At 69.5% G+C, this 15190-nt stretch carries 11 protein-coding genes; 8 read left to right on the forward strand and 3 right to left on the reverse strand.

Annotated elements, in window-relative coordinates:
* Nucleotides 1-60: 60 nt before the first annotated feature.
* The 5 genes from yidC to argB are packed head-to-tail and all read left to right on the forward strand — an operon-like array spanning nucleotide 61 to nucleotide 4828.
* Entirely contained in the window at nucleotides 61-2076 is a 2016-nt protein-coding gene (yidC, locus tag P0084_RS03125) for a membrane protein insertase YidC (protein WP_308915346.1), read from the forward strand.
* Nucleotides 2073-2801 (forward strand): MOSC domain-containing protein, encoded by a 729-nt coding sequence (locus P0084_RS03130; protein ID WP_308915347.1) that lies wholly within the window; start codon nucleotides 2073-2075, stop codon nucleotides 2799-2801. Before yidC ends, P0084_RS03130 begins: the two co-directional genes overlap by 4 nt.
* Complete coding sequence (gene yihA / locus P0084_RS03135; RefSeq protein WP_308915348.1) at nucleotides 2798-3457, forward strand: ribosome biogenesis GTP-binding protein YihA/YsxC; 660 nt, start codon at nucleotides 2798-2800, stop codon at nucleotides 3455-3457. The genes P0084_RS03130 and yihA overlap by 4 nt, the downstream gene beginning before the upstream one ends.
* Nucleotides 3454-3951: a GNAT family N-acetyltransferase gene (locus P0084_RS03140; RefSeq protein ID WP_308915349.1), complete on the forward strand. Its 498-nt coding sequence runs from the start codon at nucleotides 3454-3456 to the stop codon at nucleotides 3949-3951. The genes yihA and P0084_RS03140 overlap by 4 nt, the downstream gene beginning before the upstream one ends.
* Nucleotides 3952-3964: 13 nt before the next feature.
* On the forward strand, nucleotides 3965-4828 hold the full coding sequence (argB, locus tag P0084_RS03145) for an acetylglutamate kinase (RefSeq protein WP_308915350.1): 864 nt from the start codon (nucleotides 3965-3967) through the stop codon (nucleotides 4826-4828).
* A 104-nt stretch (nucleotides 4829-4932) separates the two neighbouring features.
* Here argB and P0084_RS03150 read toward each other — a convergent pair whose 3' ends face one another.
* Together P0084_RS03150 and kynU are read right to left on the reverse strand one after the other, a co-directional pair.
* On the reverse strand, nucleotides 4933-6207 hold the full coding sequence (locus tag P0084_RS03150) for a DUF3422 family protein (protein ID WP_308915351.1): 1275 nt from the start codon (nucleotides 6205-6207) through the stop codon (nucleotides 4933-4935).
* A 25-nt stretch (nucleotides 6208-6232) separates the two neighbouring features.
* Nucleotides 6233-7444, reverse strand: coding sequence for a kynureninase (gene kynU / locus P0084_RS03155; RefSeq protein ID WP_308915352.1), 1212 nt, complete (start codon nucleotides 7442-7444; stop codon nucleotides 6233-6235).
* Between the two features lie 108 nt (nucleotides 7445-7552).
* Here kynU and P0084_RS03160 point away from each other — a divergent pair, with 108 nt between their 5' ends.
* From P0084_RS03160 to P0084_RS03170, 3 genes are all read left to right on the forward strand, one after another.
* Nucleotides 7553-9118, forward strand: coding sequence for a Re/Si-specific NAD(P)(+) transhydrogenase subunit alpha (locus P0084_RS03160; protein WP_308915353.1), 1566 nt, complete (start codon nucleotides 7553-7555; stop codon nucleotides 9116-9118).
* A 12-nt stretch (nucleotides 9119-9130) separates the two neighbouring features.
* On the forward strand, nucleotides 9131-10648 hold the full coding sequence (locus P0084_RS03165; RefSeq protein WP_308915354.1) for an NAD(P)(+) transhydrogenase (Re/Si-specific) subunit beta: 1518 nt from the start codon (nucleotides 9131-9133) through the stop codon (nucleotides 10646-10648).
* 828 nt (nucleotides 10649-11476) lie between these two features.
* Nucleotides 11477-13417, forward strand: a complete 1941-nt coding sequence (locus tag P0084_RS03170; protein WP_308915355.1) for a cation:proton antiporter domain-containing protein — start codon at nucleotides 11477-11479, stop codon at nucleotides 13415-13417.
* A gap of 186 nt (nucleotides 13418-13603) precedes the next feature.
* On the opposite strand, the gene P0084_RS03175 is transcribed toward P0084_RS03170, so the two are convergent.
* Entirely contained in the window at nucleotides 13604-15022 is a 1419-nt protein-coding gene (locus tag P0084_RS03175; protein ID WP_308915356.1) for a Glu/Leu/Phe/Val family dehydrogenase, read from the reverse strand.
* Nucleotides 15023-15190: the final 168 nt, after the last annotated feature.

Raw genomic sequence — 15190 nt, forward strand, 5'->3', positions numbered from 1 at the left:
CGCCCGCCCCTGTTGAACGGCGCCCGATCCCGCAGGCCGAGCGACAGGGTGTCTCCCCCCATGGACGACCAGAACAAGAACACGATTCTCGCCGTGGTGCTGTCCGGCCTGGTCATCCTGGTCTGGATGATCCTGTTCCCGCCGGAGCAGCGCGCGCCCACCGTGGCCGACGTCGAAAGCGCGGACGGCATCCCCGATAGCGCGCTGACGCCGCCGCCCGGATCGACCACCACCGGGGCGGTCCCGCGCGGCGCGGTCGCCACCCCGGCGGAGACCCGCGCCGACGCGGTCGCGGCCAACCCCCGCGTCGTCGTGGACACGCCTCGCCTGACGGGCTCGATCAACCTGACGGGCGGGCGCATCGACGACCTGTCGCTGAAGGACTATCGCGAAACGCTGGACGACGATTCCCCGATCGTCACGCTCCTGACGCCCGCGGGCGGGGGCGACGCCTACTATGCCCTGCACGGCTGGGTGCCGGCCGGCGATCTGACCTTCGACGACGTGCCGGGCCCCGCGACCGACTGGACGGTGGAGGGCAACGACGTCCTGTCCCCGGGCGCCCCCGTCACGCTGGTCTGGGACAACGGCGCCGGCCTGACCTTCCGCAAGTCCTTCGCCGTGGACGAGGACTTCATGTTCACCGTCGCCCAGGGCGTCGAGAACGCCACCGACGGCCCCATCCGCCTGGCCCCCTATGGCCTCGTGGCCCGCCACGGCGAGCCGGGCGACCTGTCGAACTTCTTCATCCTGCACGAGGGCGTCGTCGCCCGAGCGGACGGCGAGCTGACCGAGCTCGACTACGACGACCTGACCGACCTCGACGTCGTCCCCGCCGAAGGCGGCCGCGTCGAGATCACGGAGGCCACGACCGACGGTTGGATCGGGTTCACCGACAAGTACTGGATGGCCGCGATGATCCCCCCGCAGGGGACACCCTTCCGCCAGGTGGCCAAGTACGTCGACAGCGCCGACATCTATCAGACCGAGACGCGCCAGCCCCCGGTGGAGGTCGCCGCGGGTGGCACCGCGCAGTCCGAATCACGCCTGTTCGCCGGCGCGAAGGAATGGGAGGCGATCCGCCATTACCAGAACGAGGAAGGCGTCGCGGGCTTCGTCGACAGCATCGACTGGGGCTGGTTCTACTTTCTGACCAAGCCGATCTTCATGGGGCTGCACTGGTTGAACGCCGCGATCGGAAACATGGGCATCGCGATCATCGCGCTGACCCTGGCGATCAAGGCGATCCTGCTGCCGCTCGCCTACAAGTCCTACGTCTCCATGGCCCGGATGAAGGAACTCCAGCCGGAGATGGAGAAGCTGAAGGAGAAGGCGGGCGACGACCGCCAGAAGCTCCAGCAGGGGATGATGGAGCTCTACAAGACCAACAAGGTGAACCCGGCCGCGGGCTGCCTGCCGATCTTGTTGCAGATCCCCATCTTCTTCAGCCTCTACAAGGTGATCTTCGTCACCATCGAGTTGCGGCACGCGCCCTTCTTCGGACCGTTCCAGGACCTGTCCGCGCCCGATCCCACCAGCATCATGAACCTGTTCGGCCTGCTGCCCTTCGCGGCGCCTGCGCCCGACAGCATCCTGTCGCTGGTGTTCATCGGGATCCTTCCGATCCTCCTGGGCATCTCGATGTGGCTGCAGCAGAAGCTGAACCCGACGCCGACCGACCCCACGCAGGCCATGATCTTCGCCTGGCTGCCCTGGGTGTTCATGTTCATGCTGGGCGGCTTCGCGTCGGGCCTCGTCGTCTACTGGATCGCGAACAACACGATCACGTTCATCCAGCAATATGCGATCATGGCCAGCCACGGATCGCGGCCCGACCTGTTCGGCAACATCAAGTCGTCGTTCAAGCGCAAGCCCGCGAACCCGCCGGACGTGGGCAAGGACGCCCGCCCCGTGAAGGCCGGCGCGAAGGAGGAAGCCGCCGCCGAGGGCGATGCCGTCGCCGACGTGGTGGCCGAACCCGACGAGGTGCCCGCCCCCGCGACCGCGGTCGATGCCGCGCCGAAGCCCACGAACAAGCCCACGCCCCCGCGCCGCCGGCGGAAGAAGCGCAAGTGACCCTGACCTCGATCTGGCGCCACCCCGTCAAGGCCGTGGGCCGCGAAGGGCTGGAGGCCGTCGCGATCACCACCGGGCACGCCCTGCCCGGCGACCGCGTCTGGGCCGTCACCCACGAGGGCACGCGCGACGCCGGCCCCGGCTGGGCCAGGAAGGCCAACTTCCTGCGCGGGGTCAGCGGTCCGTCGCTGATGGCCGTCACGGCGCGGACCGAAGTGGACGGGCGCGTCACCCTGCGGCACCCGGACAGGCCCGACCTGACCGCCGACGCGGACGCGGATGCCGGCGCCATCGTCGCATGGCTCGACCCGATCTGGCCCGACGACCTGCCCCGCCCGACCGGGGTCGCGCGCTGCGACACCGGCTTCACCGACGTTCCCGAACCCTGGATCAGCATCCACGCCGCCGCCACCCACGCGGCGGTCGAGACCGCGGCAGGCGGCCCGCTATCCATCCACCGCTGGCGTGGGAACCTGTGGCTGGACGGGCCCGCTGCCTGGACGGAGTTCGACCTCGTGGATCGCCCGTTCCGCATCGGCGGGGTCGAGTTCATGGGCCGCGAACCCATCACCCGGTGCAAGGCCACCATGGCCAACCCCGAAACGGGTGAACGCGACGTGGATACCCTGGCAGCGCTTCGGACCTTCGATCATCAGGATTTCGGCCTTTATGCTGAAGCGATGACCGACGGCACCATCGCGCCCGGCGACCCCCTGGTCGCATGACCGCCACGCTGCCCTTTCCCATAGCCCCGGATCCCGACCCGCAGACGGCGGAGGCGGCGCGCGTCCTGTTCGCAGGCGAGACCGACTTCCTGAAGGGGGTGGTCGCCATGGACGGCCTGCCCCCCGACGACCGGGTGGAGGTGTGCTTCGCGGGCCGCTCCAACGTCGGCAAGTCCAGCCTCATCAACGCGCTGACGGGGCGCAAAGCGCTGGCCCGCGCGTCCAACACTCCCGGCCGCACGCAGGAGATCAACTTCTTCACGCTGGGCGGCGAACGGTATCTGGTGGACCTGCCGGGCTACGGCTTCGCCGAAGCGCCGGTGGACGTCGTGCGCCGCTGGCAGGACCTGCTCAAGACGTACCTGTCGGGCCGCCAATCGCTGCGCCGCGCCTTCGTGCTGATCGACCACCGCCACGGCGCGAAGGCCGTGGACGACGAGATCATGGACCTGCTCGACCGCGCCGCCGTGCCCTTCCAGGTCGTTCTGACGAAGGCCGACAAGGTGAAGGCCCGCGACCGCGACGCCGCCCTCGCCCGCACCCGCGCGGTCCTGCAGAAGCACCCCGCCGCCTTTCCCGAGCTTGTCGTCACCTCGTCGGAGACCGGCGCGGGCCTACCTACGCTTCGCGCTGCCATCGCCGGGCTGCAGCCTTGATCGTCCGGGCGGCGACGGGCGGCGATGCGGCGGGCATGGCCGCGTTGCAGAACGCGTTGGTGACCGCGGGCCGCCGCGCGAAGGCTACCGACCAGCCGACCGTCAGCCGGCTCTACCTGGACCATTGCGACCTCCTGGGCTGTGCCTTGGCCGACGACGGCGGCACGGTGCTGGGATTCCAGGCGCTGCTGTCGGCCGAACCCGGCAACCCCTACGACACGCCGGCGGGCTGGGGCATCGTCGGCACGCATGTCCACCCCGACGTGATCGGCACGGGCATCGGGCGCAAGCTCTTCGACCACACCCGCCGCACGGCGCAGGCGGCGGGCCTGCCGTGTCTGGAAGCCTATATCGGCGCCGACAACGACGGCGCGCGGGCCTATTACCACGCGATGGGGTTCCGCACCTGGCGCCGGCCCGTGAACATCGACGCCAAGGCCATGCCGTTGGCGGACGGGGTCGACCTGACCCCGCCCCCGGACGAGACGCCATGAAGGCCCCCGACCCATGAAGGCCCGAGACGACATGACCCGCGACAACGCCGCCATCGCCCGCACCCTGAACGAGGCGCTCCCCTATCTGCGCCGCTACGACGACGCCGTCGTGGTCATCAAGCTGGGCGGCCACGCGATGGGGTCGGACGAGGGCATGGCGTCCTTCGCGCGCGACGTGGTTCTGATGCGCACCGTGGGGATCAACCCCGTGATCGTCCATGGCGGCGGCCCGCAGATCAACACGATGCTCGATCGGCTGGGCGTCCCGTCCACCTTCGTGCGCGGCAAGCGCGTCACCGACCCGGAAACCATGCGCGTGGTCGAGATGGTCCTGGCGGGCGAGGTAAACGCCCGCATCGTGCAGGCGATCAACACCGCCGGCGGTCGTGCGGTGGGCCTGACGGGCAAGGACAGCGACATGATCGTCTGCACCCAGGACGACCCCGAACTGGGCTTGGTCGGCACGCCCGCCACCGTCGATCCGCGCCTGCTGCAGGCGCTGTTCCGGGACGAGATGATCCCCGTCATCGCGCCCATCGGCACGGGCGAGGACGACGAGACGTTCAACATCAACGGCGACACCGCCGCTGGCGCGGTCGCGGGCGCGCTGGGCGCCGACCGCCTTCTGCTGCTGACCGACGTGGCGGGCGTCAAGGACGCGTCCGGCGCGGTCGTCACAGAACTGACCGCCGATCAGGTCCGGGCCATGACTGCCGACGGCACGATATCGGGCGGCATGATCCCCAAGACCCAGACCGCGCTCGACGCGCTGCGCACCGGCGCCCGCGCCGTCGTCATCCTCGACGGCCGAGTGCCCAACGCCGTCCTGCTGGAACTGTTCACGCCGGAGGGGGCGGGCAGCATCGTGCGGGGCTGAGACGAGGCCGCACCCCGGGCTTGACCCGGGGTCCCGATGGGCGATGCGCAACCGTCGGATCAAGACCGTCGGGGCCCCGGGTCAAGCCCGGGGAGTGTGGTCGATCATTCCAGCTTCTTGCGCACCTGCCGCAGGATGAACCACACCCCCAGGATCACCGGGACCACCGCCAGCGCCGTGACCGTCCCCTCGCGCATACCAACCCGCGCGGCCAGCGGATACAGCATGTACGCCACCAAGTTCAGCGCGTAGTAGCTGATCGCCACGACCGACAGCCCCTCGACCGTCCGTTGCAGGCGCAGTTGCGCCGCCGCGCGGGCGTCCATCGACTTCAGCAGGACGGCATTCTGATCGGCCCGGTCCACGTTGACCCGTGTCGACAGCAAGTCGCCCGCCCGCTTCGCCCGTTCGGCCAGCGCGCTCATGCGGTTCTGCACCGACCGGCAGGTCCGCATCGCGGGGTCGAAGCGGCGCATCATGAACTCCCCCAGCGTCTGCCGCCCCCCGAAGCGTTCCTCCCGCAGGACCCGGATCCGCTCGTTCACCAGCGTCTCGTACGCCTCCTGCGCGCCGAAGCGGAAGGCGGACCGCGCCAGCATCGTCTCCAATTCGGACCCGATGGTCAGCAGCCCCTCCAGCGTTTCCTCCGTCGCGGCCTCGCCCGCCCGCAGGCGTCCGACCAAGCCCGACAACTCCGTGTCCATGCGGCCCACGTCGCCCGACAGGGCCCGCGCGCGGGGCAGGGCCAGCATCGCCATCGTCTTGTAGGTCTCGATCTCGGTCAGCCGCTGCACGATCCGGCCGACGCGCTTCTCGCCGGTGTCGTCGGCGGCGAAGACGGCGAAGCGGACATGCCCCGCCCCGTCGATGCGGAAGTCGCTGGCCACCAGCGCGCTGTCGTCCAGCACCCGGCTGACGGCTAGGCTCTCGCCCACGAACCAGTCGTCCAGCTTCTCGACGATCCGGTCGCCCGGCGTCTGCTGTTCGACGCGCACCAGCGCCGAGGTCAGGCGCATGCCGGGCGCCTCGTCCAACCAGTCACGGGGGAAGACGTCGAAGATCGCACCGTCGAAGGGCCGGTCCGCCACGCCGTCGCTGAACAGCGTGTAGGTCACGAACTCGGTATGGCTCTCCCACTTCAAACGGTGCCTGCCCAACGCGCCGAAGAAATGCGTGGCGTCCGGCGCCGGGCGCGGCCCGCCGAACCGGTCCAGCAGCGCATCCAGATGCGCCCGGTCCAGGGACCGGTCGCGGCCCGCCGCGTCGCTTTCGCGCTTGATGGCCAGGAACGCCGCCCGGCACGGCGCTGTCAGCGCGGGGAAGGGCCGCGCGTGCAGCTCGTTGGCCAGCGCGTATCGTTGGGGGTGATCCTTCAACATCCCGCGGACGTAGCCCCCCCTGCCCTCAGGTCACGGCCCGGCGGACGCGGTGTCGCGGGTCGTCCCATTCGCGCCCCGCCATCACCGCGGCCAGGTGGTCCACGGCGGCGTCGATCTCACGTTCCGACAGGTAAAGGGGCGTGACGCCGAAGCGCAGGATGTCGGGCGCGCGGAAGTCACCGATCACCCCCCGGGCGATCAGCACCTGCATGATCGAATAGCCTTCCGGGTGGCGGAAGCTCACTTGGCTGCCCCGCGACGCCGCGTCCCGGGGCGAGGCCAGCGTCAGCGCCGGGCACGACGCCTCCACCCCCGCGATCAGGCGCTCCGACAACGCCACCGACCGCGCTCGCACCGCGTCCATCGACACCCCGTCCCAGACATCCAGCGCCGCCGAGAGCGCGGCCATCTGCAAGACCGGCGGCGTGCCGATCCGCATCCGCCCGATCCCCGACGCGGGGCGGTACGCCGGCTCGAACGCGAAGGGGGCGGCATGGCCCAGCCACCCCGACAGCGCCGGCTCCACCGCGTCGATCAGGTCTGGCCGGACATGCACGAAGGCCGGGGCGCCGGGCCCCGCGTTCAGGTACTTGTAGGTGCAGCCCGCCGCGAAGTCCGCGCCCGCCCCGGTCACATCCACCGGCACCGCCCCCGCCGAATGCGCCAGGTCCCAGATTGCCAGCGCACCCACGTCGTGCGCCCGCGCCGTCAGCGTGGCCATGTTGTGCATCCGCCCCGTGCGGTAATCCACATGCGTCAGCATCATCGCCGCCACGTCGCCGTCCAGCGCGTCCGTCACCCCTTCGGGCGGCACGACGCGAAGTTCGTGCCCCCGCCCCAACGTGTCCAGCAGCCCCTGGGCGATGTACAGGTCCGTCGGAAAGTTGCCGCTGTCCGACAGCACCACCCGCCGGTCGGGGCGCATCCGCAACGCGGCGGCCAGCATCTGGTGGACCTTCAGCGTCAGCGTATCCCCCACCGTGACGCTGCCCTCAGGCGCGCCGATCAACCGGGCGATGCGGTCCCCCTGACTGTCCGGCGCGTCCATCCACCCCGCCCCGGTCCACCCGCCGATCAACCGCGCCTGCCAGTCGTCCAAGGTCCTCGCCACGGCGTCCCGCGCGCCACGCGGCAACGGCCCCAGCGAGTTCCCGTCCAGATAGATCACGCCCTCCGGCAACGCGAACGCCGCCCGCGTCGCGTCCCAATCCATGCCCGCCCCTTCGATCCGATCCATTCGCGCGTCCTGCCGCGCAACGATGTTTCGCGCAAGCGCGACCGTCTGTTGCGTGCGCGGGGTGGGGTGATTAATGCGGAACGGACAGCCTGCCCGGGGGAGATTGCGATGAAGATCGGCGCACCGAAGGAACGCGACGGGGAGACCCGGGTCGCCATCACCCCCGAAAGCGCGGGCCACCTGGCCAAGCTGGGCCACGACGCGATGGTGGAGGAAGGCGCGGGCGCGTCGTCGAACTTCACCGACGACGCCTATCGCGACGCGGGCGTGGCCGTCGTGGACCGCGACACGCTGTGGCGCGACGCCGACGTGATCGCCAAGGTCAACAAGCCAACCGACGACGAGGTCGCGCGCCTGCGCGCCGACCAGACGCTCATTTCCTTCTTCGGCCCGGCGGAGGACAACCCCCAGATGGAGGCCGCGAAGGCCACCGGCGCCACGGTGATCGCGATGGAGATGGTGCCCCGCATCTCCCGCGCGCAGAAGATGGACGCGCTGTCGTCCATGGCCAACATCGCGGGCTACCGCGCCACGATCGAGGCCGCGAACCAGTTCGGCCGCTTCCTGACGGGCCAGGTCACCGCCGCCGGCAAGGTCCCCCCGGCCAAGGTCCTCGTCGTCGGCGCGGGCGTGGCCGGCCTGGCTGCCATCGGCACGGCCACGTCGCTCGGCGCGCAGGTCTATGCCTTCGACGTGCGCCCGGAGGTGGCCGAGCAGATCGAGAGCATGGGCGCCGAGTTCGTGTTCCTCGACTTCGACGACGCCGCCACCGACGGGGCGGAGACGGGCGGATACGCCAAACCGTCATCGCCGGAATTCCGGGAGGCCCAGCTGGCGAAGTTCCGCGAGCTGGCGCCCGAGATGGACATCGTCATCACCACCGCGCTGATCCCCGGCCGCCCCGCCCCCGTCCTTTGGACGGAGGACATGGTCCGCGCCCAGAAGCCCGGCAGTGTGATCGTGGACCTGGCCGCCGCCAACGGCGGCAACTGCGAATTGACCGAACGCGACGCGGTCGTCGAACGCCACGGCGTGAAGATCGTGGGCTACACCGACTATGCCAGCCGCATGGGCGCGCAGGCCTCGACGCTCTATGCCAACAACGTCCGCCACATGCTGGCGGATCTGACGCCGGACAAGGACGGCACGATCCACCACGACATGGACGACGACGTCATCCGCGGCGCCACCGTCGTCCACAAGGGCGAGATCACCTGGCCGCCCCCGCCGCCGAAGGTGAAGGCCATCGCGGCGCAGTCCAGGAAGCCCGCCCCGCCGGAGCTGACCCCCGACGAGAAGCGTGCGCGCGAGGTCGCGGCCTTCAAGGCGGAAACCAAGCGCCAGGCCATCCTGATCGGGTCGGCCGGCGCGCTCCTGCTGCTGGCGGGACTGTTCACGCCGGCCAGCTTCATGCAGCACTTCATCGTCTTCACGCTGGCCTGCTTCGTGGGCTTCCAGGTCATCTGGGGCGTGGCCCATTCGCTGCACACGCCCCTGATGGCCGTCACCAACGCCATCTCGTCGATCATCATCCTGGGCGCGCTCTTGCAGATCGGGTCTGGGTCGGTCCTCGTGATCCTCCTGGCGGCGCTCGCGGTGTTCATGGCCAGCATCAACATATTCGGCGGCTTCCTCGTGACACGGCGCATGCTCGCCATGTTCCAGAAGTCGTAAGGGGCGCACGTCATGGAACTCGGATTCACCAACGCCGCCTACGTCGTCGCGGGCGTCCTGTTCATCCTGTCGCTGGGCGGGCTGTCCAGCCAGGAAAGCGCCAAGCGCGCGATCTGGTACGGCATCGTCGGCATGGCCATCGCGGTCTTGGCCACCCTGATCGGCCCGGGCAGCGGGCTGTGGCCCGTGTCGCTGATCTTGATCGCGCTGGGCGGCGCGGTGGGCTACCAGCTCGCCAACCGCGTGCAGATGACGCAGATGCCCGAACTGGTCGCGGCCATGCACTCCCTCGTGGGCCTGGCCGCCGTCTTCGTGGGCATCAACGCGCATGTGGAGATCGGGCGCGTGGCCCATGCCTTCGCCGAAGCGGGCTTGCCCTTCCCCCGCGGCTACGCCCAGACGCCCGAGGTGGCCCTCGCCTCCGCCGTCGTGGCCGACACGTTCCGCGGCTTCGGCAGCGTGGTGGCTGAGAAGATCCCAGTCGAGATCACGATCCTCCAGATCGAGCTGGCACTCGGGGTCTGGATCGGCGCCATCACCTTCACCGGCTCGGTCGTCGCCTACGGCAAGCTGTCGGGCAACTCGTCGCTCCTGCCCTTCAAGATCGACACGTCCGCCAAGCAACTGCCCGGCGGACACCTGCTGAACGCGGCCGCCGCGATCCTGTCCGTGGTCTGCCTGTTCTGGTACCTGTCCACCGGCGGGGCGCTGCCCTTGATCCTGCTGACGCTCGCCGCGCTCTTCATCGGATATCACCTGATCATGGGGATCGGCGGCGCCGACATGCCCGTCGTCGTGTCCATGCTGAACAGCTATTCGGGCTGGGCGGCGGCGGCGATCGGCTTCAGCCTCGGCAACGACCTCCTGATCGTGGTGGGCGCGCTGGTGGGTTCGTCCGGCGCGATCCTGTCCTACATCATGTGCAAGGCAATGAACCGCAGCTTCGTCAGCGTCATCCTGGGCGGCTGGGGCGGCAGCACCGGCGAGCAGATGGCCATCGAGGGGGAGCAGGTCGCCATCGACGCCGACGGCGTGGCCAACGCGCTCGAGGATGCGGAACGCATCGTCATCGTCCCGGGCTACGGCATGGCGGTGGCGCAGGCGCAACAGGCCGTGGCCGAACTGGTCCGCAAGCTGCGTTCCAAGGGCAAGTCGGTCCGCTTCGCCATCCACCCCGTCGCGGGCCGCCTGCCCGGTCACATGAACGTGCTGCTGGCCGAGGCGAAGGTGCCCTACGACATCGTGCTGGAGATGGACGAGATCAACGACGACTTCCCCGACACCGACGTCGTCATCGTCATCGGCTCGAACGACATCGTGAACCCCGCAGCCCAGGAGGACCCCAACTCCCCCATCGCGGGCATGCCCGTGCTGGAGGTGTGGAAGGCCAAGCAGGTCTTCGTGTCCAAGCGTGGCCAGGGGACGGGATACTCGGGCATCGAGAACCCGCTCTTCTTCAAGGACAACACGCGGATGTTCTACGGCGACGCCAAGGCCAGCATCGACGCGCTGAACGCAAAGATGGGCTAGCCCCCCGCGCCGGGGTTCCGATCGACCGGGCGAACCATCGATAGACGGGTCAGCCCTGTCACCCGGCGCCGGTCCCGGGACACGATCGAACGAAACAAGGGGCGTCATGACGATATCGCCCCAGCCCTCCATCTCGGCGAGGTCCTCCGGACGGAGTTCACCGGTGAGGTCGGGCGGGGCGCCGGCCGGATCGCGCCGGCGCTGCACCTGCCGCGCACCCGGATCGAACGTCTGGCGCTCGGCGAACGGGGTGTGACGGCCGACACGGCGGCGCGCCTCGCCCGTTCGTTCGCGCACCACGCCGGAGCTCTGGATGAACCTCCAGCGCGGCTACGACGGCGGGATCGCGGCGAAGAACGAACGCCTCGCTGTCGACCGCTCCCCGATCGAACGCATCGCGGCTTGAAGGTCCGGTCGGCGGAGTGGCATCCGCAGCCCGCGAAAGGTAGGCCTGCCGAACCTGTTGCGCGCGCGCACCGGTTATGGACGCACGAAGGATTGGATCGCGACCTGGAATGGTAAAGACGCCCCGGCCTGTCTAGGACCGGGGCGTCGCTCAAACGAACGCTTCCCGCACCGCACAACCACCAGAAAGCGTCCGGAGCCTCGGTGTCCCCGATCGTCAGGGGGCGTTCCGGTCCTCCGCGGGGCCAGTCTCGGCCGCGTTGGTGATGACATGGGTTGAACGGGTGGCGCATCGCTGCGGTTCCGCCCGCCGGCCGCATTCCCCGAAAATACCCGGATGCAACCCCGGGGTGTACCGCCCACATGGTCCGCCGCGACCCGTGCGGCATTGCGGGACCCCACCCCCTCCCCCATAGATCGGGCATGGAGTCCGTCCTCATCATGGCCAGCGTGTACCTGCTGGCGGCGACCGTGTGCGTTCCGCTCGCGGTGCGGTTCGGGCTGGGCAGCGTGCTGGGATACATCGTCGCGGGCATCCTGATCGGCCCCCTGACCGGCCTGGTCGGGTCGGAGGCGACGGATCTCCAGCACTTCGCCGAGTTCGGCGTCGTGATGATGCTGTTCGTGATCGGGTTGGAGCTGGACCCCAAGACCCTGTGGGACATGCGCGCCCGTCTGGTGGGGCTGGGGCTTGGACAGGTCGCGGCGACGATGGCGGCCGTCGCGGGGCTGGCCCTGCTGCTCGGGCAGTCCGTGTCCTTCGCCATCGCCGCCGGCATGATCCTGGCCCTGTCGTCCACCGCGATCGTCATGCAGACCCTGCAGGAGAAGGGGCTGACCGCGACCCGGGGGGGGCGTTCGGCCTTCTCGGTTCTCCTGGCGCAGGACATCGCCGTGATCCCCATGCTCGCCGTCCTGCCCCTGCTGGCGATGAGTGGCGTCCGCGGCGGGGACGACGGCCATGGCGACGCGGCTCACGGCACCGAGGCGATGGGCGATGGCGCGACCGCGCAGATCACCGAAGGCGTCCGCCACTGGATCGAGACGCTGCCCGGCTGGGGCGTAGGCGCGGTCACGATCCTCGCCGTGGTCGTCGTGGTGCTGGGGGGCCACTTCCTCACCCGTCCGGTCTTCACCTTCGTCGCGCGCGCCGGCCTGCGCGAGATGAACACCGTCGTGTCGCTCCTCTTCGTCGTGGGCGTCGCGTCGCTGATGATGCTGGTCGGCCTGTCGCCGGCGCTGGGCACGTTCCTCGCCGGCGTGGTCCTCGCCAACTCCGAGTTCCGGCACGAGCTGGAAGCCGACATCGAGCCCTTCAAGGGCCTGCTGCTCGGCCTGTTCTTCATCACCGTGGGCGCGGGCATGGACTTCGACGTCATCGCCGCCGCACCCCTGCTGATGGCGGGGCTGGTGCTGGGCGTCATCGCCCTGAAGGCGGCCATCCTCTACGGTTTGGCAGTCGTCTTCCGCATCCGGTCGCGCGACCGGATCCTGTTCGCCCTGTCGCTCGCGCAGGCGGGCGAGTTCGGCTTCGTCCTCGTCTCCGTGGCGCGGGGCAACGGGGTGATCGACGGGGGCGAGGCGGCGATCTTCCTCATGGTCGTGGCGCTGACGATGATGCTGACCCCGATCCTGTTCATCCTCTACGAAGCCCTGGCCCGGCGGCAGGAGGGGACGGACGACGCCCCCCCCGACGACGAGATCGACATGCAGGCGGAGGTCATCGTCGCGGGCGTGGGCCGCTTCGGACAGGTCGTCCAGCGCCTGCTGGCGGGCGCGGGCCTGCCCTGCGTCGTCCTCGACCGCGACGTCGAGACGATCCAATTGCTGCGCGGCTTCGGCATCCGCACGTTCCTGGGCGACCCGACCCGCCCCGAGCTGCTGCAGGCCGCGGGCCTGGAGCGCGCCAAGGTGCTGGTCGTGGCGCTCGACGACAGGGTGGCGGCGGTCCGGCTGACCAAGATGGCGCGCGCCATGAACCCCGACATCCACATCGTTGCCCGGGCCTACGACCGGGTCCACGTGTACGAGCTGTTCCGCGCGGGCGCCGACGACATCGTGCGCGAGATGTTCGACAGTTCGCTGCGCGCGGGCCGCTATGTCCTGGAACGGATGGGATGGACCGAAGGGGACGCCGCCCACGCCCGCGACGCCTTCTACCATCACGACCGGGAGGTGCTGCAGGAATTGGCGAAGCTGTGGAAGCCCGGCGTGCCCCTGAAGGACAACGCCCCCTACCGGAAGCGCGCGATGGCCTACAACAACGAGCTGGAGAACGCGCTCCTCGCCCGCTTCGGCGAGGACGAGGCCGCCGCCGCCGAGGTCAGCGACCACGCCCCCGCGCAGCGCCACGACAGGGGGTGACGCCCCCCCCCGCGTCCGGACCGTTGCGCAGCCGGCGCTCGGGGCCGCCCGAGCGGACCACCGGACACCGCCCCGCCCCCCGATCGGAACGGCCCGGCATACCGCTACGTCGACCCGGAGTGGTGCCGCTGCGTATGTACGGGGGGTGTACAGGGGGTGTACGGGGGGTGCATCCCCTTTGAGGGGCTACAACCCCTTCGCGCGATAGCTGCTGGCGATGCGGCCGATGGCCACCACGAAGGCCGCCGTCCGCAGGTCCGAGACGTCGTCTCGGGTGCGCCACACCTCCCGGATGGACTGGAACGCGGCGCGCATCGTGTCGTCCAGACCCGACCGCACCAGTTCCAGCTCGCCCGCGCCGCGCAGGTATTGCGACTTGAAATCGCTCGACAATTCCCATGGCACGTCGCGCGCGCGGGACAGCCGTTCCAGCTCGTCCACCAGCAGTTGGTGCCGCGCCTCCTCCGCCCGCCGCTGCATCCGACCGAAGCGGATATGCGACAGGTTCTTCACCCATTCGAAGTAGCTCACGGTCACACCACCGGCGTTGGCGTACATGTCCGGGATCACGATCGTCCCCTTGTCCCGCAGGATCGCGTCCGCATCCGACGTGACCGGCCCGTTCGCCGCCTCGATGATCAGCGGGGCCTTTATGTTCGCGGCGTTGCCCGCGTGGATCACCCCCTCCAGCGCGGCGGGGATCAGGATGTCGCATTCGGCCTCCAGCAGAGCCGCGCCGTCGGGCTCGAAGGTCGCGCCGGGGAAGCCCTTGACCCCTCCGTTCTCCTGGATGTGCAGGTGGACGGCATCAACGTCCAACCCGCCCGGGGAATGGATCGCACCGTCGCGCTCGATGATTGCCGTGATGCGGCAGCCGTCTTCGGTCTGCAGGAAATGGGCCGCATGAAATCCCACGTTTCCAAGGCCTTGCACGATGACACGCTTGCCGTCCAACGTGCCCGACAACCCGGCCTCCGCAACGTCCTCCGACGTGCGGAAGAACTCCCGCAGGGCATACTGCACGCCCCGGCCCGTGGCCTCGACCCGTCCCGCGATTCCCCCTGCATTCAGGGGCTTGCCGGTCACGCAGGCGCGCCCGTTGATGTCGGTCGTGTTCATCCGCTGGTACTGGTCGCTGATCCAGGCCATCTCGCGCTCGCCGGTGCCCATGTCGGGGGCGGGCACGTTCTGCGCCGGGTTGATCATGTCCCGCTTGATCAGCTCGTACGCGAATCGCCGCGTGATCAACTCCAGCTCATGCTCGTCCCAGGCCCGGGGATCGATGCACAGCCCCCCCTTCGAGCCGCCATAGGGAACCTCGACCAGCGCGCACTTGTAGGTCATCAGGCTCGCCAGCGCCTCGACCTCGTCCTGGTTGACCGACAGCGCGTAGCGGATGCCGCCCTTCACGGGCTCCATGTGCTCCGAATGGACGCTGCGATACCCGGTGAAGGTATGGATCGCACCCCGCAGGCGGACCCCGAAGCGGACGGTATAGGTCGCGTTGCACACGCGGATCTTCTCCTGCAGGCCGGGGCCTAGGTCCATCAGGCCCGCCGCCCGCTCGAACATCGCATCGACGGATGCACTGAATCCTGTCGCCATCGGTTTCCTCCCAGCGGCTTGGCGTCGTGTCGTTCCGCGAACCGATGACGCCCGATCGGCCCTGAACGTCACGCTAACGGGAACAATGGCGTTTTCCCACCGCAATCCCATCCTTCCCGGGGCCGAATGTTCCGTCACGCCGAACGGACCAGACCCCGCCGATTCGCT

The sequence above is a fragment of the Jannaschia maritima genome, assembly GCF_030973515.1.
Classification (GTDB): Bacteria; Pseudomonadota; Alphaproteobacteria; order Rhodobacterales; family Rhodobacteraceae; genus Jannaschia; species Jannaschia maritima.